The following is a 19,603-nucleotide window of genomic DNA, read 5'->3' as shown; positions in this document are numbered from 1 at the left end:
CGCCCCATGTCCGAGACCGACGCCCCGCCCGTTCCGCGTTCCGACGTGCTCGCCCGGATCGAGGCCTACAAGCGCCGCGAGATCTCCGAGGCCAAGCTGCGCCTGCCGCTGGCCACCCTCGAGAAGCGCGCCGCCAAGGCCGGTCCGGTCCGGGGCTTCGCCGAGGCCATCGCGGCCCATGTCGCGCAGGGGCGCCCCGCCCTCATCGCCGAGGTCAAGAAGGCCTCGCCCTCGAAGGGCCTGATCCGGGCCGACTTCGACCCGGCCGCCATCGCCGAGGCCTACGAGCGGGGTGGCGCCAGCTGCCTGTCGGTGCTCACCGACACGCCATCGTTCCAGGGCAGGCCCGAATATCTCACCGCGGCGCGGGCGGCCTGCGCCCTGCCGGTGCTGCGCAAGGACTTCCTGTTCGAGCCCTACCAGGTCTACGAGGCCCGCGCCTGGGGCGCCGATTGCGTCCTCGTCATCATGGCCTGCCTCGACGACGACGAGGCGCAGGCCCTGGTGGAGACCGCGGGCGATCTCGGCATGGACGTGCTGGTGGAGGTCCACGACGCGGCCGAACTCGCCCGCGCCCTGCCGCTGGGCACCCGGCTCGTGGGCGTCAACAACCGCAACCTCAAGACCTTCGAAGTCGCCTTCGAGACCGCCATCGATCTCGCCAGGGGCATCCCGGCCGATCGCATCGCGGTGGCCGAGAGCGGCATCTCCGATCACGCCGATGTCGTGCGCCTCTCCGAACACGGCCTGCACACCGTGCTGGTTGGCGAGAGCCTGATGCGCCAGGCCGACGTGGCGGCGGCCACCCGCAGCCTCCTGTTCGGCGCGAAGGCCTGACCATGACCGGCCTTACCCATCTCGACGCGGCCGGCGCCGCCAACATGGTCGACGTCTCCGACAAGGCCGCCACCGCCCGCACCGCCGTCGCCGCCGGCCACGTGGTGATGCGGCCCGAGACCCTGGCGCTGATCCGCGAGGGCGACGCCAAGAAGGGCGACGTCATCGGGACGGCGCGTCTGGCCGGGATCATGGCCTCGAAGCGCACGCACGAGCTGATCCCGCTCTGCCACCCGCTGCTGCTCTCCAAGGTCCGCGTCGACTGCGAGATCGACGAGGCGCTGCCCGGGGTACGGGTGACGGCCGAGGTGAAGGTGCAGGGCCCCACCGGCGTCGAGATGGAGGCGCTCACCGCCGTCTCGGTCGCCTGCCTCACGGTCTACGACATGGTGAAGGCGGTGGACCGCGGCATGCGCATCGAGGGCATCCGCCTCCTCGCCAAGGACGGCGGGCGCTCCGGTGCCTTCCGGGCCGAGCACGATGCGGGCATGGGGCCGTGAGCGGCCTGATCCCGGTCGCCGAGGCGCTGGCCCGCATCCTGGGAAACGTCCGCGACCCGGTGGAGGCCGAAACGCTGCCCATCGCCGCGTGCGCGGGCCGGACCCTGGCGCAGGCGGTGACGGCGACGCGCACGCAACCACCGTTCCCGGCCTCGGCCATGGACGGCTATGCGGTGCGCAGCGTCGATGTCGCCGCCGTTCCGGCGAGCCTGCGCCGGGTCGGTGTCAGTACGGCCGGGCACGGCTACACCGGCGCCATCGCGGCGGGCGAGACCGTGCGGATCTTCACCGGGGCGCCGGTGCCGGAGGGGGCCGACGCTATCCTCATCCAGGAGAACGCCAACGCGGCGGAGGATCGGATCACCGCGCGGGAGACCGTGGCGGCGGGCCGCTTCATCCGCCCGAGCGGTCTCGACTTCAAGGACGGCGACCGCCTGCTGCACGCCGGGGAGACCCTGAACCCACGCCGCCTCGCCCTGGCGGCCGCGGCCGGGTGCCCGACCCTCGCCGTGCGTCGCCGGCCGCGGGTGGCGATCCTCGCCACCGGTGACGAACTGGTCGCTCCGGGGGCGCCAGCCGCCTGGGACCAGATCGTCGCCTCCAACGGCCTCGCGCTGGCGGCCCTGGTACGGGAGGCGGGCGGCGAGCCGGTCGACCTCGGCATTGCCGGCGACACCCTGGACGCCCTCGAGGGCGCGATCGAGCGGGCACGGGACGTGCGCGCCGACCTCTTCGTGACGCTGGGCGGGGCATCCGTGGGCGACCACGACCTCGTCCAGTCGGCCCTGCATCGCCAGGGGCTCGAACTCGGGTTCTGGAGGGTGGCGCTGCGGCCGGGCAAGCCGCTGATGCACGGGCGCCTCGGCGACATGATGGTGATCGGCCTGCCGGGCAACCCGGTCTCGGCCATCGTCTGCGGCCTGCTCTTCGTGGTGCCGGCGGTCCGCGCCATGCTGGGCGACCCCACCGCCGGCGCCGACCGGAGCGAGCCGGGCACCCTGGCCACCGACCTGCCCGCCAACGACGGCCGCGCCGACTACATGCGGGCCCGCATCGAGACCGCGTCCGACCGCCTCCCCCTGGTCTTTCCGGAGAACCGCCAGGATTCCTCGATGCTGTCGGTGCTGGGCCAGGCGGAAGCGCTGTTGATCCGCCCCCCCCATGCGCCTGCCGCCGTCAGCGGGGAGCCCTGCCGCATCCTGCGCCTGGACCGGGCGCTCGTCTGACCGCACTCCGGGACGGTCGGCCGAGGTTGGTGTCCCTCACGCCGACCACTGCCAGAAGACCGACCCCGTGAATTCGAACACCTTGTCGCCGCGCTGGTTGTGGCCGGTGTTGTGGTGGGTGGCGAGACCCCAGCCGGGGCGCGAGGCGGTGGCGCGGGCCTCGGCCAGGGTGCAGGTGTAGCGGATGGTGTCGCCGGCATAGACCGGCTGCAGCCAGCGCAGGTCGCGAAACCCCGGCGAGGGTCCGAGTTGCGGCACCGGACCGCGGGCCTGCGTGAACGCCGCGTCGCGCGCCCGGGTGATGTGGAGGCGCTTCATCCAGGCGGCGGTGGTGTGCCAACCCGAGGCGCACAGGGCGCCGAAATGTGTGTGCCGCGCCGCCTCGGGGTCGATGTGGAAGGCCTGCGGATCGTAGGTGCGGGCGAAGGCGATGATGTCGGCCTGCGTGAAGACATGGCGCCCGAGATCGCGGGCGTGGCCGACGACGGCATCCTTCAGGAAGTGCAGGATCTCGGCGTCATCCCCTTCGACCACCGGGACCGGCTCGTCGAGGACGACCCTGCGCGGCGGCAGCGGTTCGCGGCCCCGGCGGGGGAAGATCACCGTGAAGGCCTGGCTCATCACGGTCTCGTCGCGGCCGTTGATGACGGTGAGGCCGAAGCGCACGAAGCCGCGGTCCGGCTTCGAGCCGGAGGTCCGGCAATCCTCGACCTTGATGACGGCGCGCAGGCTGTCGCCGGGCATGACCGGCCGCAGCCAGCGCAGCTGCGCCACCCCCGGCGAACCCATCGAGGTTCCGCCGCGGAAGGCGTGGCGCTGCAGGAGCAGCATGCCGAACCCGGTCGTCTGCCAGCCGGACCCGATCAGGGTGCCGACGAAGGTCGCCTTGGCCGCCTCCTCGTCGAGGTGGAACGGCTGCGGGTCGAACTCCGCCGCGAAGGCGACGAGTTCGTCTCGGGTCACGGTGATCGGGCCACCCTCGATCACCTCGCCGGGGGAGAAATCCTCGAAGGCGATCTCTGTCATGCGGGTCCCTCGTGCCGGCCGCGGCGCCCGGCGCGGCTCATACCATGTCCGGGTGATCACTTCGTGATGCGGACATGGGCTTCGCTCAGGCGCCGCGCGGGCTCGGTGATACGGTTCCCGCTTGATCCAAGCGGAAACCGTATCAGTTGGCGAACCGGAAATGCAGCACGTCGCCGTCCTGCACCACGTACTCCTTGCCCTCGAGCCGGAACTTGCCGGCCTCCTTGGCGCCGCTCTCGCCCTTGAGGGTGGTGTAGTCGGTGAAGGCGATGGTCTCGGCGCGGATGAAGCCCTTCTCGAAGTCCGTATGGATCACGCCGGCCGCGGCGGGGGCGCGGGTGCCCTTCTCGATGGTCCAGGCGCGGGCCTCCTTGGGGCCGACGGTGAAGTAGGTGATGAGGCCCAGAAGCTCGTAGCCGGCGCGGATGACGCGGTTGAGGCCAGGTTCGGTGAGGCCGACCGCCTCGAGGAAGTCGCCCTGGTCGGCCACCGGCATCACCGCGATCTCGCTCTCGATCTTGGCCGAGACCACCACGGCGCGCGCGCCCTCGGCCTTGGCCTGCGCCATCACGGCCTCGGAATAGGCGTTGCCCTTGTCGGCATCGGCCTCGTCGACGTTGCAGACGTAGAGGACGGGCTTGGCGGTCATCAGGCCGAGCGTCTGGAACAGGGCCTCCTCCTCGGGCTTGCGGGGCACGAGGCGGGCCGGCTTGCCCTCGCGCAGGAGCGGCAGGGCGCGGTTGACGAGGTCGAGGGCCTCCTTGGCCTCCTTGTCGGCGCCCTTGGCCTTCTTCTCCAGAGCGAACAGGCGCTTCTCGAGGCTGTCGAGGTCGGCCAGCATCAGCTCGGTCTCGATGGTCTCGATGTCGGCCTTGGGGTCGACCTTGCCCTCGACGTGGGTGACGTCCCCGTCCGTGAAGCAGCGCACCACGTGGGCGATGGCATCGACCTCGCGGATGTTGGCGAGGAACTGGTTGCCGAGCCCCTCGCCCTTGGAGGCGCCGCGCACCAGGCCGGCGATGTCGACGAAGGTGAGCCGGGTCGGGATGATCTCCTTGGAGGAGGCGATCCGGGCGAGGTCGTCGAGGCGCGGGTCGGGTACGCCGACCTCGCCGACGTTGGGCTCGATGGTGCAGAACGGATAGTTCGCCGCCTGCGCGGCGGCCGTCTGCGTCAGCGCGTTGAAGAGGGTCGACTTGCCGACGTTCGGCAGGCCGACGATGCCGCATTTGAAGCCCATGATGTTTCCTAATGTTCGATCGTCAGCATGTCGGGCGCGACCTGGAAAGGGCTCAGGATCGTCGTTCCACGAACCTCGCGCCCGTGTTCGTAATCTTCCGAGAGGAGATAGCGGCACCCGGCGCGAATCGCTGCAGCCAGGATCACGCAATCCCACCATTGAAACCCTGTTTCCTCCCGGATCGACCAAGCGCCCGAGAGCAATTCGAGGTCGGTCGTTCCGCGCGACCATCTTTCCAAAAGGCGCGTCGCGTCGCGGATGTCAGCGAGTCCGCCCGGCACCTTGCCACGCAGGACGACGCTGTGGATTTCGCCCAGGATCTGAGGGCTGATCACTAGGACATCGCGATTCGCCAGGACGGAAAGCCAGTGTCGCGCTCGTGCCTGTTTTTCCGGAAAACGGTCGTCCCGCGCATAAAGAAAGACGTTCGTGTCGACGAACACGCGCTCAGTCATCGTCGTACATGTGATCGCGCGTGGGCGCCCGCCCATTCTCGTCGAGAACGTGCCAGGACGGTCCCGATAGAAACTGATCGAGAGCCTCCCGCTGGGTCAACGGCCTGCCGACGCGGTCTTCGACGGCCTCGGCCACGAAACGGGACAGGCTTTTTCCGTCGCGTGCCGCAGCGATACGGGCTCTCTGCAAGAGGGCCTCGCTCATCGTCACGGTCACGTTCTTCATCACGATTCTCCGACGCCCTGCGTATCGTGTCCTCGTGTTTTCGTGTCAATCGCGGGCATTGACCTTCTTGACGTCGTCCCAGCCGCGCCCGGACATGGCGAGGTGGACCTTGTTCTGGAAGGCGGCGTCGTCGCCGGACGCGAGCAGCGCGGCGTGGTCGGCGATGGCGCGGCAGAGGTCGTCGACCCAGGCCGCCTCGCCCTTTCCGAAGTCGTTGAGGACGTAGGCGTGGACCAACGCCTTGTCGCCGGGGTGGCCGATGCCGAGGCGCACCCGGCGGTAATCGTTGCCGCAGAGCGCGGTGATCGAGCGCAGGCCGTTGTGGCCGGCGTTGCCGCCACCGAGCTTGAGCCTGAGCTTGGCGGGGGCGAGGTCGAGTTCGTCGTGCAGGACGACGACGTCGGATAGGGCGATCTTGTGAAACCGTTGCGCCTCGGCGACCGCGCGGCCGGAGTCGTTCATGAAGGTCTGGGGCTTGAGCAGGATCGCGCGCGTGGTGCCGAGGGTCGCCTCGGCGATCTCGCCCTGGAACTTGCGCCGCCACGGGCCGGCACGGTGGACCCGTGCGATCTCGTCGAGGGCGAGGAAACCGATGTTGTGGCGGTTCTTGGCGTAGCGCGGACCGGGGTTGCCGAGGCCGACGATGAGATGCATGGCCGAACGCTCCACGGGCCGGCGGTCAGGCGGCCATCAACGCAAAGATGCCCCGGCCTCGCGGCCGGAGCATCTGTCGAAACGGAACGAGGGCGGGCCGCGATGGGCCCGTCGCCTCAATCCTCCTTCTTGGCCTCGTCGGCGGCCTCTTCGGCCTCGGCCTCTTCCTCGGCCTTCTCCTCGGCGGCTTCGGCCGACTGGGCCTCGGCGATCGCAGCCTCCTCGGCCTCGACCTCGGCACCCAGGACCGTCGGCGGCACCACGTTGGCGACCGGCGCCTCGGGCTCGCCGTTGTAGGTGGCGTTGGCGGGCAGCTTCACCGACTCGATGTGGATCGTGTCGCCGATCTGAAGACCGGTGAGGTCGATCTCGATGGCGTCGGGGATGCCGTCGGCCGGGACTTCGAGCGGGATCGTGTGCATCACGATGTTGAGGGTGCCGCCGTTCTGCTTGATGCCGGGGGCCGCGTCCTCGTTGACGAAGTGCACGGGCACCTCGACCTCGAGGGTCTGGCCGGCGACGACGCGCAGGAAGTCGACGTGCAGCGGCACGCCGCTCACCGGGTCGAGCTGGAAGTCGCGCGGGATCGCACGGGTCTTCTTGCCGCCGGCATCGATCTCGAACAGCGTGGTCTTGAAGCCGCCGGCGTAGATCAGGGTGCGAGCCCGGACGAGGTCGATGGCGATGGCCTGGGGAGGCTTGCCGCCACCATAGATGACGGCGGGAACTTGACCCTGGCGACGAACGGCCCGGGCGGCCCCCTTGCCGACCCGGTCGCGTGCCACGGCCTCAAGCGGCTTGACGGCGCTCATGACGTGATCCTCATAAAAATGCGATTGCTAGGGACGGAACGACGAAAGCCGCCCGAAACGGACGGCCCAGCACCGATCCTGATGGATGCGCCCGTGCCTCCAGGGGTGTCTGGCGAGCGCAAGGCGCTGTGTAATCGCTGAGGCCGCCCCATGCAACGGCAAGGTGCCGGCCGGGATGGCGCCAATGCCGGCGGTTCCGGCGACCGTCGAGAAACCATCCGTCGCGATTTTCAGGCCCTGGCCGAATCCGGTCGGCCGACATGCGGCAGTTCCTCAACCACGCCGGTCTACGACCGACCCACCTTCATCGAGCCGGACGGCGGGACCGCCGGATCGGCAGCACCCTGCGGCGTCCAGACCGCGCCCACCGGGAAGTCCACCTCATGACGCGACCGATCCTGTGGGCGCTCGGTATCTCCGCGGCCGCCACCCTGTGGGGCGTCGGCCTCGCCGACCGCCTCGACCAACGGGCGCCGCCGCCGGCTCCGGACGGCGGGCAGGTCATGATGCACACCCCCGCACCGGTGGCCCTGGCGCCGACCACGCTCGTGCTGGAGGCCAATGCGCAGGGGCACTTCTTCACGCAGGTGCAGATCGACGGAAACCGCCTCTCGATGATGGTCGATACCGGGGCGACCCTGTGCGCCTTCTCGCAGGAGGACGCCGAGCGGGTCGGCATCCGTGTCTACGAACGCGACTTCACCGCCAGGACCCAGACCGCCAACGGCACCGTCGCGGTGGCACCCGTGCGCATCCCGGCCATCCGCATCGGCGCGATCACCGTGCGCGACGTGGAGGCCGTCATCGTGCCGCGGGGCAAGCTCTCCACGAGCCTGCTCGGCATGTCGTTCCTGCGGCGCCTGTCCGACGTCGGCATGGCGCGCGGGCGCCTGACCCTGCGCGGGTGAGGCTCAGGCCGCGCTGCGCCGCTCTGGGTAGAGCGACAGGAGGCCGGCCTCGTCCGCCTGCGCGATGCCGCGCTCGGTGATGATCCCCGTGACGAGGCGCGCCGGCGTCACGTCGAAGGCGGGGTTGGCGACGGGGCTACCGGGCGACACCACCTCGATGGTGGCGAACCCGCCCTCGGCCAGGCGCCCGGTGAGGTGGGAGACCTCGCGGCCGTCGCGCTCCTCGATGGGGATCTCGCGCACCCCGTCCCGCAGCGTCCAGTCGATGGTCGAGAAGGGCAGGGCGGCGTAGAACGGCACGCGGTTGTCGTGGGCGGCGAGCGCCTTCAGATAGGTCCCGATCTTGTTGCAGACGTCGCCGGTGGCGGTGGTCCGGTCCGAGCCGACGATGCAGATGTCGATCCGCCCGTGCTGCATCAGGTGGCCGCCGGCGTTGTCGGCGATGACGGTGTGGGGCACGCCGTGGCCGTTGAGCTCGAACGCGGTGAGCGCGGCACCCTGGTTGCGCGGCCTCGTCTCGTCCACGAAGACATGGACCGGCACGCCGGCCTCGTGGGCCGCGTAGATCGGCGCGAGTGCCGTGCCCCAGTCGACGGTGGCGAGCCAGCCGGCGTTGCAATGGGTCAGCACGTCGACCGGCCGGCCGGTCTTCCGGTGGATGTCGGCCAGGAGCCGCGCGCCGTGCTCGCCGATGGCCCGGCAGCTCTCGACGTCCTCCTCGGCGATGCGGCCGGCCTCGGCGAAGGCCAGGGCGGCACGCTCCGGTTCGGGCGCAGCGCGCAGGAGGGCGGCGACGCGCGCCAGCGCCCAGCGCAGGTTGATCGCGGTGGGGCGGGTCGCCGCGAGGGTGGCCACGGCCCGGTCGATGCCGGCTGCGGTGGCGTCGGCGCGCATCGCCAGCGCCATCCCGTAGGCGGCGGTGACGCCGATGAGGGGAGCGCCGCGCACCACCATGGTGCGGATGGCCACCGCCGCATCGTCCAGGGTCGCCAGGCGCTTCAATTCGAAGGCGAACGGAAGCCGGGTCTGGTCGATGACCTGGACCGACAGGCCGTCGGCCTCGGGGAGGATGGTGCGGTAGGAGCGACCGTCGATGTTCATGCGCGGGCCTCTCGCACAATCCGCAGCGGACGGCCAGCGGCGATCCCGCCACCCCCGACCCATGGCGGTTTGCAAGGATGCGATTCTCGGCCAAGCTACCCCGGTCGCAGCCGCCCGAATCGGTGGCATCGGGAGCGTCAGATCATGAGCGATCATCTCGCCGACGTGAAGAAATACGCCAAAGGCCCCGTCGACGAGGCGGTGGTGGAGGCGATGGCCAAGACCTACCGGCTGGTCCTATCCAAGCCCGACACGAAGTTCGTCGCCTGTTCGGACCAGGCCGAACTCGACACGGTGCGTGAGAACTTCCTCAAGAAGAAGCTCGGCCTGTCCGGCGACGACCTCGACGCCGCCATCAAGGACGTCTGCGAGACGATGAAGGCCTCGCGCTCGAAGTCGCGGCTGACGTTCTATTATCTGCTGGCCGAGCGTTACGGGAAGCTCGCTACCTTCGCGTGAGGGGATCGGGGACGCATTCGGTCGTTCGGTCAGAACGCCTTTGGAAGCTTCGCTTGTTTGAGGACGCCGTTGGCGGTGTGACGCGATTTGATTGCGTTATCGACGACGACTTTCAGGCCGGTCTCGTCCTGCCGCCAGATCTCATGGTCGCCGCGACCGCTACGCCAGAACGCGAAGCCATTCAGACGCAACAGCTTTTTCAATGCTGGGGTAAAGTCCGTCACGTAGCGCAGGCCTCATAAAGTACTCTGCCTGCGAGGATAGAGCACAATCCTTCTGTGCTGGGCGGGCGCAAACAAGATCACGCCGCCTCGAAGCGAATCCGTTCATGCGCATGGGCGATCAGATCGAGCTCGACCTCGGTCCCGGACGCGAACGCGTCGAGGTCTCGGATCATGATCGGCAATTTGCGACGCAGCGCATCCAATGTCGGAGCTTCCGTCATCAGACCGGGGATATCGGTCTCCTGGACGAACCATACCCCTGCGTCGTTGTCCCAGGCGCAACGGATAACGGCGTGACGGATCATCGACATGGTCTCCGGACTGATCTGCACGTTCGCCCGGCGGGCTCCTCGAGACAAGGTACTTAAAAGCTCACCGCCCGCACCCGCTTCACCTGCGGGATCGCCGCGATCTCGGCCATCACGGACTCCGAGATCGGCGCGTCGATGGCGCAGAAGCAGATGGCGTTGCCGCCCTCCTCCTCGCGGCCGAGGCTGAAGGTGGCGACGTTGACGTTCGCTTCACCGAGCACGCTACCCAGCCGGCCGATGAAGCCCGGCTTGTCGTGGTTGCGCACGTAGAGCATGTGCGGCGCGAAGGCGGCGTCGATGGGGATCGAGCGGATTTCGATGATCCGCGGCTTGCCGTCGTGGAAGACGGTGCCGGCGGCGTCGCGCGGCATGTCCTCTGCGTCCACCGTGATGCGCACGACCGATTCGTAGTCGCTGACCGCACCCTCGCGCTTGACCTCCTCCACCACGATGCCGCGCTCGCGGGCCACGATGGGGGCCGAGACCATGTTGATGTCGGCCAGGAACGGCCGCAGCACGCCGGTCACCGCCGCCGAGGTCAGGGCGCGGGTGTTCATGGAGGCCACCGCCCCCTCGTAGGTGATGCGGATGCCCTTGATCGGCGCCTCGGTGAGCTGGCCGAGGAACGAGCCGAGCCTGTCGGCCAGCGCCACGAACGGCTTGAGCCGGGGCGCCTCGTCGGCGGTGATCGAGGGGAAGTTGATGGCGTTGGTGATGGCGCCCTGGAGCAGGTAGTCGGCCATCTGCTCGGCCACCTGAAGCGCCACGTTCTCCTGCGCCTCGCTGGTGGCCGCACCGAGATGCGGCGTGCAGATCATATTCGGGTGCCCGAACAGCGGGTTTTCCGTCGCCGGCTCCTCCACGAAGACGTCGAAGGCCGCCCCCGCCACGTGGCCGGAGTCGAGGGCGGCGCGCAGGGCGACCTCGTCCACGAGCCCGCCGCGGGCACAATTGACGATCCGCACGCCGGGCTTGGTCCTGGCCAGGCTCTCGGCGGAGAGGATGTTGCGGGTCTTCTCGGTCATCGGCACGTGCAGGGTGATGACGTCGGCCCGCGCCAGGAGCACGTCGAGGTCGACCTTCTCGACGCCGATCTCGATCGCCCGCTCGGGCGACAGGTAGGGATCGTAGGCGACGACCTTGAGCTTGAGGCCGATGGCCCGGTCGGCGACGATGGCGCCGATGTTGCCGCAGCCGATGATGCCGAGGGTCTTGCCCGTCAGCTCGACGCCCATGAACCGGTTCTTCTCCCACCTGCCGGCCTGGGTCGAGAGGTCGGCCTGCGGGATCTGGCGGGCGAGTGCGAACATCATCGCGATGGCGTGTTCGGCGGTGGTGATCGAATTGCCGAAGGGCGTATTCATCACGATGACGCCCCGGGCCGTGGCGGCCGGCACGTCGACGTTGTCGACGCCGATCCCGGCCCGGCCGATCACCCGGAGGCGGCCGGCCCGGTCCAGCACCTTCTGCGTCACCTTGGTCGCGGACCGGATCGCCAGCCCGTCATAATTGCCGATGATGGCCGCGAAGGCGTCCTTGTCCTTGCCGAGCTCGGGGCGGAAATCGACGTCGATGCCCCGGTCGCGAAAGATCTGCACGGCGGCATCGGACAGGGCGTCGGAGATCAGGACCTTGGGAGCGGGCATCGGTGTCTCCGGCTCGGGTGGATAGGCGCGGGGCCTGTCGCTCCGCCGAGGGGGGACGGCGCGCTCCCTCTCGTGGCGCCGTCCTCGGCGAGGGGACGCGCGCTTTCATAGCCACAGAGCCACCCTGCGCAAACCCGCTCCCACCGGACAATTCCGCCGGTCTGACAGGAAACCTCGGCGGGGAGGCGACCGCCGCGATCCCGCGCAGGCATCCGGTCTCATACCATTTCGATTGATCACTTCGTGATGCGGAAATGGCTTCGCTCAGGCGCCGCGCGGGCTCGGTGATACGGTTCCCGCTCGATTCAAGCGGAACCCGTATCAATAGGCGTTGCGATACGCCCGCGGCGACACCACCGTGCGCACCATGATCTGGATGTCGAGCCAGACCGACCAGTTGTCGATGTAATGCAGGTCGTGGGCGACCCGCCGCTCCATGTCGAGGTCGGTCAGCGTCTCGCCGCGCAGGCCGTGGACCTGCGCCCAGCCGGTGATGCCGGGCTTCACGTTGTGGCGGCGGGCGTAGAGGGCGATCCGGCGCTCGAAGCTGCGGTCGTGGGCCAGGGCGTGCGGGCGGGGGCCGACCAGGGACATCTCGCCCAGCACCACGTTGAAGAGCTGGGGCAGCTCGTCGATGTTGGAGCGCCGCAACACGGCGCCGACCCGGGTGATCCGGCTGTCGTTGCGCGAGGCCTGCCGGAACACCGCGCTGCGCTCGGTCTTCATGCTGCGGAACTTGTAGACCCCGAAGGCCTGCTGGTTGAACCCGTAGCGGCGCTGGCGGAAGAACACCGGCCCCGGGCTGTCGAGCTTGATCAGGATCGCCACCGCCACGAACAGCGGCGCCAGCATCACCAGGGCGAGGAGCGACAGGCCGATGTCCATCGCCCGCTTGACGAAGATCTCTCCGGCCTGGAGCGGTTTGCGTCCGACCCGGATGCCGGAGAGCTGGCCGATCCGCCCGACCTGGAGATCGGGAAAGCGGTCCATGATCGAGCCGGGGCGCAGGTGCAGGGTGGCCGGCACGCGCAGGAAGGCGTCGACGCAGCGTTCCACGTCCGCCGTGTCGGTCCACGGCACCAGGATGAACACGTCGTCGGGCTGGAGGAAGCGGATCACCGAGACGGCGAGGTCGAGATCCTCCGCGACCTGCGTCCGACGCGCGGCCTCGTCGGCCTCGGGCGCCACCCGGCGCAGATAGCTCGTCCCGATGATCCGTAGGCCGAGGGCATCGGCGTCCTTGCCGTCGTAGAACCGCGCGATGTCCTCCTCGTAGCCGACGAGGTGGACCCGGCTGATCGAGGCCGATGCGGAGGTGATGCCGTGGCGCAGCAGCCGGACCATCCCGAACCGGACGACGAGCATCGCCGGCAGGCCGGCCACGAAGATGCCCGCGGTCACCGCCCGCGAGAGATCGTTCGAGGTCTTGGTGGCGAAGCCGACGACGAGGGTCAGCGCCCAGGCCGCCAGCCACAGGGTAGCCGTGCGGCGCAGGTGGGGACGCTGCGCGATCTGCGCCTCGATGCCGTAGTCCTCGCGCACGATGTTGGTGGTGAGGATGATCAGGGCCAGCAGGCCGGAGATGTGCAGCCAGGTGCCGGTGCCCGCCGGCATGAAGATCCGGGCGGTGGCGAAGCAATACGCGATATCGACGGCATAGGCCGTGCCGACGATGACCAGGAGATCGGTCATCGCCACGGCCCCGGAGATCCCGACGCGGAAGGCGGCACGGTTGCGACGCGGCAGAAGCGAGGCCCACACGTCGCGGCGGCGCGCGCCGAGGGAGGGCAGCCGGTGATAGACCTTCGGGGGCGGTTCCTGGAGCATGGTGGTGCTGTGTACCGTCTTGGGCCGGGAATTGTTTCAAAATGACCGATCGATCCACACGATCGTCACCTGCCATCTGTCCTGCGCAATTCCCGCACCCCCGAAAACGAGACGGCGCCCGCTCTCCGGGAGCGGACGCCGTAGCAGACGAGTCGCGACCCGGCCCATGAAGGGGGTCGGGATGTCCAGGTTCGATCGGCCGCCCGTGGTCGGCCCGTCCTCGTTCAGGCGGCCGCGTCGGACGCCGACTGGCCGAGCGTCTGGACCGCCTCGAAACCCTCGAACTGCGGGTGCCCGACGTAGAGCGGCTTGGTGGTGGGGACCCGGCTGTGGGCCTTGCGGAACTGCTCGGAGCGGGTCCAGGCCTCGAAGTCGGACTTCGAGCGCCAGATCGTATGGGAGGCGTAGAGGATGTGGTCCTCGTGCTCGGGCCCCTTGAGCAACTGAAACTCGACGAACCCCGCCATCTCCCCGAGGTGACTGTCGCGGCCGAGCCAGACCTGCTCGAAGTCTGCGGCCGATTCCTTGACGACCTTGAAGCGATTCATGGCGATGAACATCGGAATTTCCCTCCTGGGTTGGGTCTGCGGCCACGGTAGGGCGAAGCGACGCGGACCGAAACACGACGCGTCGCCGCTGGTGGATGTGGCATGATGTCGACCCAGAGATACCGGAGAGCTTATAAGGATGACTACGGCGACGACTGTCGATGATTGTTGAAGGTCTTCATTTACCAGGCAGAGCATTGCCGTCCCTGCGCCCGTCTTTCGAGGATTCCCCGGTGGGGCGCACTTGCCATAGGTTGGTCGTTCGTGGTCAAGCTCGGGTGCGTGATACTTGCGGATGGCGAGGCAATGCGCCCTAGGCGATTGCTATCGCGCTCCAATACGTTATCCAAAGCCGGTGTGGTGTCGAGAATCCTGCGCCCGAGCCGTCCCGGTGGATCATGACCGGCGGACGGCTCCAGGATCGGCAGCGCGATCAAGGATGGACGCCCGCTCAACGAGGTCCGGGGCGGCGTACAGCGTAACAGTCGGACTGAGCCGAGTGACGATGCCTAAACAGACCACGGACGTCGACCGACTGGTTGGATTGCGGATCACCGCGCTGCGTAAGGCGCGCGGTTTGAGCCAGACGGCCCTGGGCACGGCCGTCGGCGTGACGTTCCAGCAGGTCCAGAAGTACGAGAAGGGCCAGAACCGCGTCGGAGCCGGTCGCCTACGCGAGATCGCCCGCCTGCTGGAGGTTCCGGTCACGGCCTTCTTCGAGGACGAGGAGGGCGGCAGCCAGAACGACGCCTTCGGTTTCCTCGGGACCCAGGGCGCGATCGAGCTGCTTCGGGCCTATGCCCTGATCGAGGACGACCAGCTGCGCCGCGACGTGCTCGCCTTGGTGCGGACCGCGTCGAAGATGGGCAAGCAGCCCGCCGCGGCCGCGGTGCCCGTGGCCGTCCCCGCCGTCGTGGCCGCCGCGTCGCAGGCACCCGCTCCGGAACCCGACGCCGTCGCCTGAGCCGCCCGGCCTTCGCCGACGTGTGCTGACTTCAGCCATTCCTGGGATCGAGGCCCGCCTCGGTGCCGCTGCCGCGACGACGCGGCCCAGAGAATGCGACGGCTTGCGCCCTCGTCCGGTCCGGCGGGGTCCTACCCCGAGATCAGGTGGAAGAAGCTGCCGGTGACATGGCCGTCGCGGTGGCCCGCCAGTCCGCGGGGAACGCCCTCCGCATCGGTGGCCTCGGCGAGGGCGATTTCGCGCGCGGGAGCGTCGGTCAGCTCGCTCGCATAGTGGAACTCGTGCCCCACGAGCCGGGCCCCGGCCTCCCCGAGAACGCAACCGGCCACCAGCGTCGCGACGCGGTAGCCGAGGTGCAGCCGCCTCGCGCGGTAGGAGGTCTCCACCGGCAGGAGCCCGGCCATGGGGTGGGTGACACCCTCGGCATCCTCCAGGCTGCGGCCGAGCACCATGTAGCCGCCGCACTCGCCGTGAACCGGCTTGTCCTTCGCGAACGCACGCAGCCCGTCGAGGAAGCCCTGCGCCGTGGCCAGGGTGCCGGCGTGGAGTTCGGGATAGCCCCCCGGCAGCCAGCAGGCGTCGCAATCCGAACCGGGCGCCTCGTCGGCCAGCGGCGAGAACGCCACGAGTTCGGCCCCGGCGCGGCGCCATCCGATCTCCAGGTGCGGATACAGGAACGAGAACGCCGCGTCCGATGCCACCGCGATGCGCTGGCCCGGTGGACGGGGCAGGGCGGTCGGTCCGCCCGGCAGTCCGGTGGAGGCCGCCGCCGCCAGGACGGCGTCGAGGTCGATGCCGGCCTCCGCCAGATCCGCGAGGCGGTCGAGGCGGGCGTCGAGGTCGCCGGTCTCGCGGGCCTGGACGAGGCCGAGGTGGCGCTCGGGCAGGCTGAGGCCGGCATCGCGCATCAGGGCCCCCAGCACAGGCATCCCGATCCGGCTCAGGCCGGCTTCCACCAGGCGGCGGTGCCGGGCGCTGGCGACCTTGTTGAGGATGACGCCGGCGATGCGGATGCGCGGGTCGTAGGCGGCGCAGCCGAGCGCCACCGCGGCGGCCGATTGCGCCGAACCCGAGACGTCGAGCACCAGGATCACCGGCCAGCCGTAGCGGGCGGCGATGTCGGCGTTGGCGCCGGTGACGCCCTCCTGCGCCACGATCCCGTCGAACAGGCCCATGGAGCCTTCCGCGACCACGAGGTCGGCGTCGGTCATGGCGAGATCCGCGACGCCGTCGAGGAGCGCGTCCGGCATCGCGAAGCTGTCGAGGTTGACGCTGGGCGCCCCCGTCGCGGCCTGGTGGAAGGCGGGATCGATGTAGTCCGGCCCGCATTTGGCGCCCTGGACCCGCAGGCCGCGCCGTCGCAACGCGCGCATCAACGCGAGGGTGACGGTGGTCTTGCCCGAACTCGAACGGGGGGCGGCGACGAGGAGGCCGGGGGTCATATCGCCAAGCCTTCCGGGTTGGTGGCGGTGGGCCGGAACCGCCGGTCGTAATCGGCTGCGTAGAGCGCGCTCTCGCGAAACCCGTCGGCGGCGAGCGCCGGCCCCACCAGGATCAGCGCCGTGCGCTCGAGACCGGCCGCCGCGACCTGCGCGGCGATGGTGGCGAGCGTGCCCGTCAGGACGCGCTCGTCCGGCCAGGTCGCCCGGAACACCACCGCGACCGGGCCGTCGGCGCCGTAGAAGGGCGTCAACTCGGCGACGACCCTGTCGACGACGTGGATCGAGAGATGCAGCGCCAGGGTGGCGCCGGTGGCGGCGTAGGCGGCGAGTTGTTCGCGCTCGGGCATGGCGCTCGCCCGCCCGGAGGTGCGCGTCAGCACCACGGTCTGGGCCACCCCCGGCACGGTCAGTTCGCGCCGCAGGATCGCTGCGGCGGCGGCGAATGAGGGCACCCCCGGCGTCACCGTATAGGGGATACCGAGGCGGTCGAGGCGCCGGGTCTGTTCGGCGAGCGCGCTCCAGATCGAGAGGTCGCCCGAATGCAGCCGCGCCACGTCCTGCCCGGCCGCGTGGGCGGCGGCGCATTCGGCCATGATCGCGTCGAGGTCGAGGGGCGCTGTGTCGACGATGCGCGCCCCCGGCGGGCACCAGCCGAGGATCTCGGGCGCCACCAGGGAGCCGGCGTGGAGGCAGACGGGGCAGCGAGCGATGAGGTCGCGCCCGCGCACGGTCACGAGGTCGGCCGCACCCGGCCCGGCGCCGATGAAATGGATGGTCATGGCGACGGGCTTTGCCCCGAAACCGGCACCGACGCCAGGGCGCACGTCGCCCCGGCGCCGACCATGCGCGCCACCACGAGCCGCCCGCCCGCGCCGGCGGCCGCCAGGGCGGCGGCTTCCGCCACCGACCCGACCCCTCGGCTCGCCGCGATCCTGGCGGAGCGGGTCGGCACCCGGTCGTCGACCGCGATGAGGTCGGCCGGCGCGATGGCGACAAGGGCGACGCCGAGCAGGCGGGCGGCCCGCACGACGGCGGGTTCGCCGGCCCGGTCGCTCGCGGTGGCCAAAGCACGAAGATCGCCGGGATCGGCGCCGGCCGCCTCCAGGGCGGCGCGGACGAGCGCCGCGATCTCCTTGGGTTGCGTCGCGTGGCGGAAGCCGACGCCTGCGACGAGGTGTGTCACCGCTTGGTCCAGGCCCATTGCGTCACCGGCATCGCGCTGCGCCAGCCGTGCATGCCGCCGACCGGATCGGCCCGGGCCACCGACAGCCGGCGCAGGCTTCCGCCCTCCTGCGCGAAGGCCGCGAGCAGGGCGGCTTCTCCCTCCAGGGTGACGGCGTTGGCCACCAGCCGCCCGCCGGGACGCAGGGCCTTCAGGCACGCCGCCAGGATCGCCGGATCGGAGACGCCGCCGCCGATGAAGATCGCGTCCGGCTCGGGCAGACCCGCCAGCGCGGCCGGGGCGCTGCCCGCGACGATGGCGATGTCGGGCACCCCGAGGCGGTCGGCATTGCGCCGGATGCGCGCGGCCCGCTCCGCCCTGGCCTCGACGGCGAAGGCGTGGTTGGCGGGATGGCGCAGGCACCATTCGATGGCGACCGAGCCCGCCCCGGCGCCGACGTCCCACAACACCTGTCCGGCGGCCGGCCGCAGGGCCGAGAGCGTCACCGCCCGGATCTCGGACTTGGTGAGTTGCCCGTCGTTCTCGAACCAGGCGTCGTCGAGGCCGGGGCTCAAGGTGACCACCTGCGCCCGCGCGGACCCCACGACCGCAATGGCGACGGTGTTGAGCGGATCGATATCGGCAATCGCGAAGCGGGCGGCGGGCGCGGTGCGGATCCGCTCGCGCGGGCCGCCCATCGCTTCGAGCACGGTGATGGGGGAATCGCCGAACCCGCGTTCGGCGAGGAGCGCGGCGACGCTGGCCGCCGTGGTCCCGTCCCAGGCCAGCACGAGCAGTCGGGCGCCCGGCTGCAGGGCGGGCACGATCCGCGGCAGCGACCGGCCGTGCAGGGTGAGGCAGGTGCACTCCGCCAGCGGCCAGCCGAGGCGGGCGCAGGCGAGGCTGAAGGCGGAGGGCTGGGGGTAGGCGGCGATCTCGGACGGAGCGACCAGCCGCGCGATCTCGGCGCCGATGCCGTAGTGGAACGGATCGCCGGTGGCGAGCAGGCAGGTCGGCCGGCCGCGCCGCGCCAGAATCTCGGGGTAGGCGTCGGTGATCGGCCGTGGCCACGGCCGTCCCTCGCCGGTCAGCGGCGCGGCGAGATCGAGGTGGCGCGTCCCGCCGTAGACGACCTCGGCCCGATCGAGGGCGGCGCGGGCGGCGGGGTGGAGGCCGGCGTGGCCGTCCTCGCCGATCCCGACGATGGCGAGCCAGGGGCCGACGCTCGACAGCGGTTCATGGGTCATGGAACAAGGCCCGCATGCGTATCCTCATCCTCGGCGGCACCGGCGAGGCGAGCGCCCTGGTGGCCGGGCTCGCGGGCACCGTGCACGCCGTCACCCTGTCCCTGGCCGGCCGCACGACGGCGCCCAGGGTCGAGCCCGTGCGCACCCGCGTCGGCGGGTTCGGCGGCGCCGAGGGCCTGGCGGCCTGGCTGCGGGCGGAGGCCACCGATCTCCTGGTCGACGCGACCCATCCCTTCGCCGCCCGCATCGGCGTGAACGCGGCCGTGGCCGCCCAGAGCGTGGGCATCAAGATCCTGGCCGTCCGGCGGCCGCCCTGGCCGCGACGGCCCGGCGACCTCTGGACCGAGGTGGCGAGCGTGGCCGATTGCGTCGCGGCCCTGGGGCCGGTGCCGCGCCGGGTGTTCGTCACCGTCGGCCGCCTCGAACTGCCGGTCTTCGCCGCGGCCCCCCAGCACGACTACGTGGTGCGCACCATCGAGCCGGTGGGCGACGCCCTGCCGGTGCCGCGCCTCACCACCATCGCCGCCCGTGGCCCGTTCGCACAGGCCGACGAGGCGCGGTTCATGCGCGAGGCGGCCATCGAGGTGCTGGTGACCAAGAACTCCGGCGGCGAGGCCACCTACGGCAAGGTCGCCGCGGCGCGGGCGCTGGCTGTTCCGGTGGTGATCGTCCGCCAGCCCGAGAAGCCGGAGGTGGCGCGGGTTGCGGATGCGGCGCAGGCTCTGGCGTGGATCGAAGCTTTTTCGACGCGATGAACGCGCCGCATCGCGCGTGCGAAACCCATCCCC

Annotated in this window: 23 protein-coding genes; 7 read left to right on the top strand and 16 right to left on the bottom strand. The window is 70.4% G+C overall.

The window, feature by feature from the left end; genetic code table 11:
* Positions 1–6: 6 nt before the first annotated feature.
* The 3 genes from trpC to glp are packed head-to-tail and all read left to right on the top strand — an operon-like array spanning position 7 to position 2,563.
* Complete coding sequence (gene trpC / locus ASF39_RS00490; protein WP_056280247.1) at positions 7–837, top strand: indole-3-glycerol phosphate synthase TrpC; 831 nt, start codon at positions 7–9, stop codon at positions 835–837.
* A 2-nt stretch (positions 838–839) separates the two neighbouring features.
* A complete protein-coding gene (gene moaC / locus ASF39_RS00485; RefSeq protein ID WP_056280244.1) occupies positions 840–1,337 on the top strand; it encodes a cyclic pyranopterin monophosphate synthase MoaC in 498 nt (165 codons plus the stop codon).
* Positions 1,334–2,563 (top strand): gephyrin-like molybdotransferase Glp, encoded by a 1,230-nt coding sequence (gene glp, locus ASF39_RS00480; RefSeq protein WP_056280241.1) that lies wholly within the window; start codon positions 1,334–1,336, stop codon positions 2,561–2,563. The genes moaC and glp overlap by 4 nt, the downstream gene beginning before the upstream one ends.
* A gap of 36 nt (positions 2,564–2,599) precedes the next feature.
* On the opposite strand, the gene ASF39_RS00475 is transcribed toward glp, so the two are convergent.
* From ASF39_RS00475 to ASF39_RS00450, 6 genes are all read right to left on the bottom strand, one after another.
* Positions 2,600–3,589 carry a MaoC family dehydratase gene (locus ASF39_RS00475; RefSeq protein WP_056280237.1) on the bottom strand — a complete coding sequence of 330 codons (990 nt, stop codon included), beginning with the start codon at positions 3,587–3,589 and terminating at the stop codon, positions 2,600–2,602.
* Between the two features lie 142 nt (positions 3,590–3,731).
* Positions 3,732–4,829: a redox-regulated ATPase YchF gene (gene ychF / locus ASF39_RS00470; RefSeq protein ID WP_055878804.1), complete on the bottom strand. Its 1,098-nt coding sequence runs from the start codon at positions 4,827–4,829 to the stop codon at positions 3,732–3,734.
* Between the two features lie 8 nt (positions 4,830–4,837).
* Positions 4,838–5,284, bottom strand: coding sequence for a PIN domain-containing protein (locus ASF39_RS00465; RefSeq protein ID WP_210168647.1), 447 nt, complete (start codon positions 5,282–5,284; stop codon positions 4,838–4,840).
* Positions 5,277–5,510 carry a hypothetical protein gene (locus tag ASF39_RS00460; protein ID WP_056280231.1) on the bottom strand — a complete coding sequence of 78 codons (234 nt, stop codon included), beginning with the start codon at positions 5,508–5,510 and terminating at the stop codon, positions 5,277–5,279. Before ASF39_RS00460 ends, ASF39_RS00465 begins: the two co-directional genes overlap by 8 nt.
* A 45-nt stretch (positions 5,511–5,555) precedes the next feature.
* Positions 5,556–6,164: an aminoacyl-tRNA hydrolase gene (pth, locus tag ASF39_RS00455; RefSeq protein WP_056280226.1), complete on the bottom strand. Its 609-nt coding sequence runs from the start codon at positions 6,162–6,164 to the stop codon at positions 5,556–5,558.
* A 116-nt stretch (positions 6,165–6,280) separates the two neighbouring features.
* A complete protein-coding gene (locus tag ASF39_RS00450) occupies positions 6,281–6,976 on the bottom strand; it encodes a 50S ribosomal protein L25/general stress protein Ctc (protein ID WP_055878790.1) in 696 nt (231 codons plus the stop codon).
* A gap of 383 nt (positions 6,977–7,359) precedes the next feature.
* Between ASF39_RS00450 and ASF39_RS00445 the strand changes: the two genes are divergently transcribed.
* Entirely contained in the window at positions 7,360–7,884 is a 525-nt protein-coding gene (locus tag ASF39_RS00445; RefSeq protein ID WP_055878788.1) for a TIGR02281 family clan AA aspartic protease, read from the top strand.
* Positions 7,885–7,887: 3 nt separating this feature from the next.
* Here the strand turns inward: ASF39_RS00445 and mtnA are convergent, their stop codons facing one another.
* Positions 7,888–8,985: an S-methyl-5-thioribose-1-phosphate isomerase gene (gene mtnA, locus ASF39_RS00440; RefSeq protein ID WP_056280224.1), complete on the bottom strand. Its 1,098-nt coding sequence runs from the start codon at positions 8,983–8,985 to the stop codon at positions 7,888–7,890.
* 144 nt (positions 8,986–9,129) lie between these two features.
* On the opposite strand from mtnA, the gene ASF39_RS00435 reads away from it, so the two are divergent.
* The gene (locus tag ASF39_RS00435; protein WP_055878782.1) at positions 9,130–9,444 is read left to right on the top strand and encodes a DUF2853 family protein; all 315 of its coding nucleotides are present in this window, start codon (positions 9,130–9,132) and stop codon (positions 9,442–9,444) included.
* A 29-nt stretch (positions 9,445–9,473) separates the two neighbouring features.
* Here ASF39_RS00435 and ASF39_RS00430 read toward each other — a convergent pair whose 3' ends face one another.
* The 5 genes from ASF39_RS00430 to ASF39_RS00410 all read right to left on the bottom strand — a co-directional run bounded on the left by ASF39_RS00430 (position 9,474) and on the right by ASF39_RS00410 (position 14,012).
* Positions 9,474–9,668 (bottom strand): type II toxin-antitoxin system HicA family toxin, encoded by a 195-nt coding sequence (locus tag ASF39_RS00430; protein WP_055878780.1) that lies wholly within the window; start codon positions 9,666–9,668, stop codon positions 9,474–9,476.
* Between the two features lie 77 nt (positions 9,669–9,745).
* Entirely contained in the window at positions 9,746–10,000 is a 255-nt protein-coding gene (locus tag ASF39_RS00425) for a DUF1902 domain-containing protein (RefSeq protein ID WP_244472217.1), read from the bottom strand.
* 32 nt (positions 10,001–10,032) lie between these two features.
* Positions 10,033–11,625, bottom strand: coding sequence for a phosphoglycerate dehydrogenase (gene serA / locus ASF39_RS00420; RefSeq protein ID WP_056280221.1), 1,593 nt, complete (start codon positions 11,623–11,625; stop codon positions 10,033–10,035).
* 321 nt (positions 11,626–11,946) lie between these two features.
* Positions 11,947–13,452 carry an exopolysaccharide biosynthesis polyprenyl glycosylphosphotransferase gene (locus ASF39_RS00415; RefSeq protein WP_055878775.1) on the bottom strand — a complete coding sequence of 502 codons (1,506 nt, stop codon included), beginning with the start codon at positions 13,450–13,452 and terminating at the stop codon, positions 11,947–11,949.
* Between the two features lie 224 nt (positions 13,453–13,676).
* Positions 13,677–14,012: an antibiotic biosynthesis monooxygenase gene (locus ASF39_RS00410; protein WP_055878772.1), complete on the bottom strand. Its 336-nt coding sequence runs from the start codon at positions 14,010–14,012 to the stop codon at positions 13,677–13,679.
* A 493-nt stretch (positions 14,013–14,505) separates the two neighbouring features.
* Between ASF39_RS00410 and ASF39_RS00405 the strand changes: the two genes are divergently transcribed.
* Positions 14,506–14,964, top strand: coding sequence for a helix-turn-helix transcriptional regulator (locus tag ASF39_RS00405; RefSeq protein WP_055878769.1), 459 nt, complete (start codon positions 14,506–14,508; stop codon positions 14,962–14,964).
* 131 nt (positions 14,965–15,095) lie between these two features.
* On the opposite strand, the gene ASF39_RS00400 is transcribed toward ASF39_RS00405, so the two are convergent.
* From ASF39_RS00400 to ASF39_RS00385, 4 genes are read right to left on the bottom strand one after another with little or no spacing between them, the layout of a single operon-like run.
* Positions 15,096–16,406 (bottom strand): cobyrinate a,c-diamide synthase, encoded by a 1,311-nt coding sequence (locus tag ASF39_RS00400; RefSeq protein WP_056280217.1) that lies wholly within the window; start codon positions 16,404–16,406, stop codon positions 15,096–15,098.
* The gene (gene cobM, locus ASF39_RS00395) at positions 16,403–17,185 is read right to left on the bottom strand and encodes a precorrin-4 C(11)-methyltransferase (protein WP_056280211.1); all 783 of its coding nucleotides are present in this window, start codon (positions 17,183–17,185) and stop codon (positions 16,403–16,405) included. The genes ASF39_RS00400 and cobM overlap by 4 nt, the downstream gene beginning before the upstream one ends.
* Positions 17,182–17,607: a cobalamin biosynthesis protein gene (locus ASF39_RS00390; RefSeq protein WP_056280208.1), complete on the bottom strand. Its 426-nt coding sequence runs from the start codon at positions 17,605–17,607 to the stop codon at positions 17,182–17,184. The genes cobM and ASF39_RS00390 overlap by 4 nt, the downstream gene beginning before the upstream one ends.
* Positions 17,586–18,815: a bifunctional cobalt-precorrin-7 (C(5))-methyltransferase/cobalt-precorrin-6B (C(15))-methyltransferase gene (locus ASF39_RS00385; protein WP_056280205.1), complete on the bottom strand. Its 1,230-nt coding sequence runs from the start codon at positions 18,813–18,815 to the stop codon at positions 17,586–17,588. Before ASF39_RS00385 ends, ASF39_RS00390 begins: the two co-directional genes overlap by 22 nt.
* A gap of 14 nt (positions 18,816–18,829) precedes the next feature.
* Here ASF39_RS00385 and ASF39_RS00380 point away from each other — a divergent pair, with 14 nt between their 5' ends.
* Positions 18,830–19,570 (top strand): cobalt-precorrin-6A reductase, encoded by a 741-nt coding sequence (locus ASF39_RS00380; protein WP_056280202.1) that lies wholly within the window; start codon positions 18,830–18,832, stop codon positions 19,568–19,570.
* The last annotated feature ends 33 nt before the right edge of the window (positions 19,571–19,603 follow it).

It is taken from the genome of Methylobacterium sp. Leaf108 (genome assembly GCF_001423265.1).
In the GTDB taxonomy this organism is placed as follows: Bacteria; Pseudomonadota; Alphaproteobacteria; order Rhizobiales; family Beijerinckiaceae; genus Methylobacterium.
Note: the sequence above shows the minus strand (reverse complement) of the source record. Positions and strands in the feature narration are given on the sequence as shown.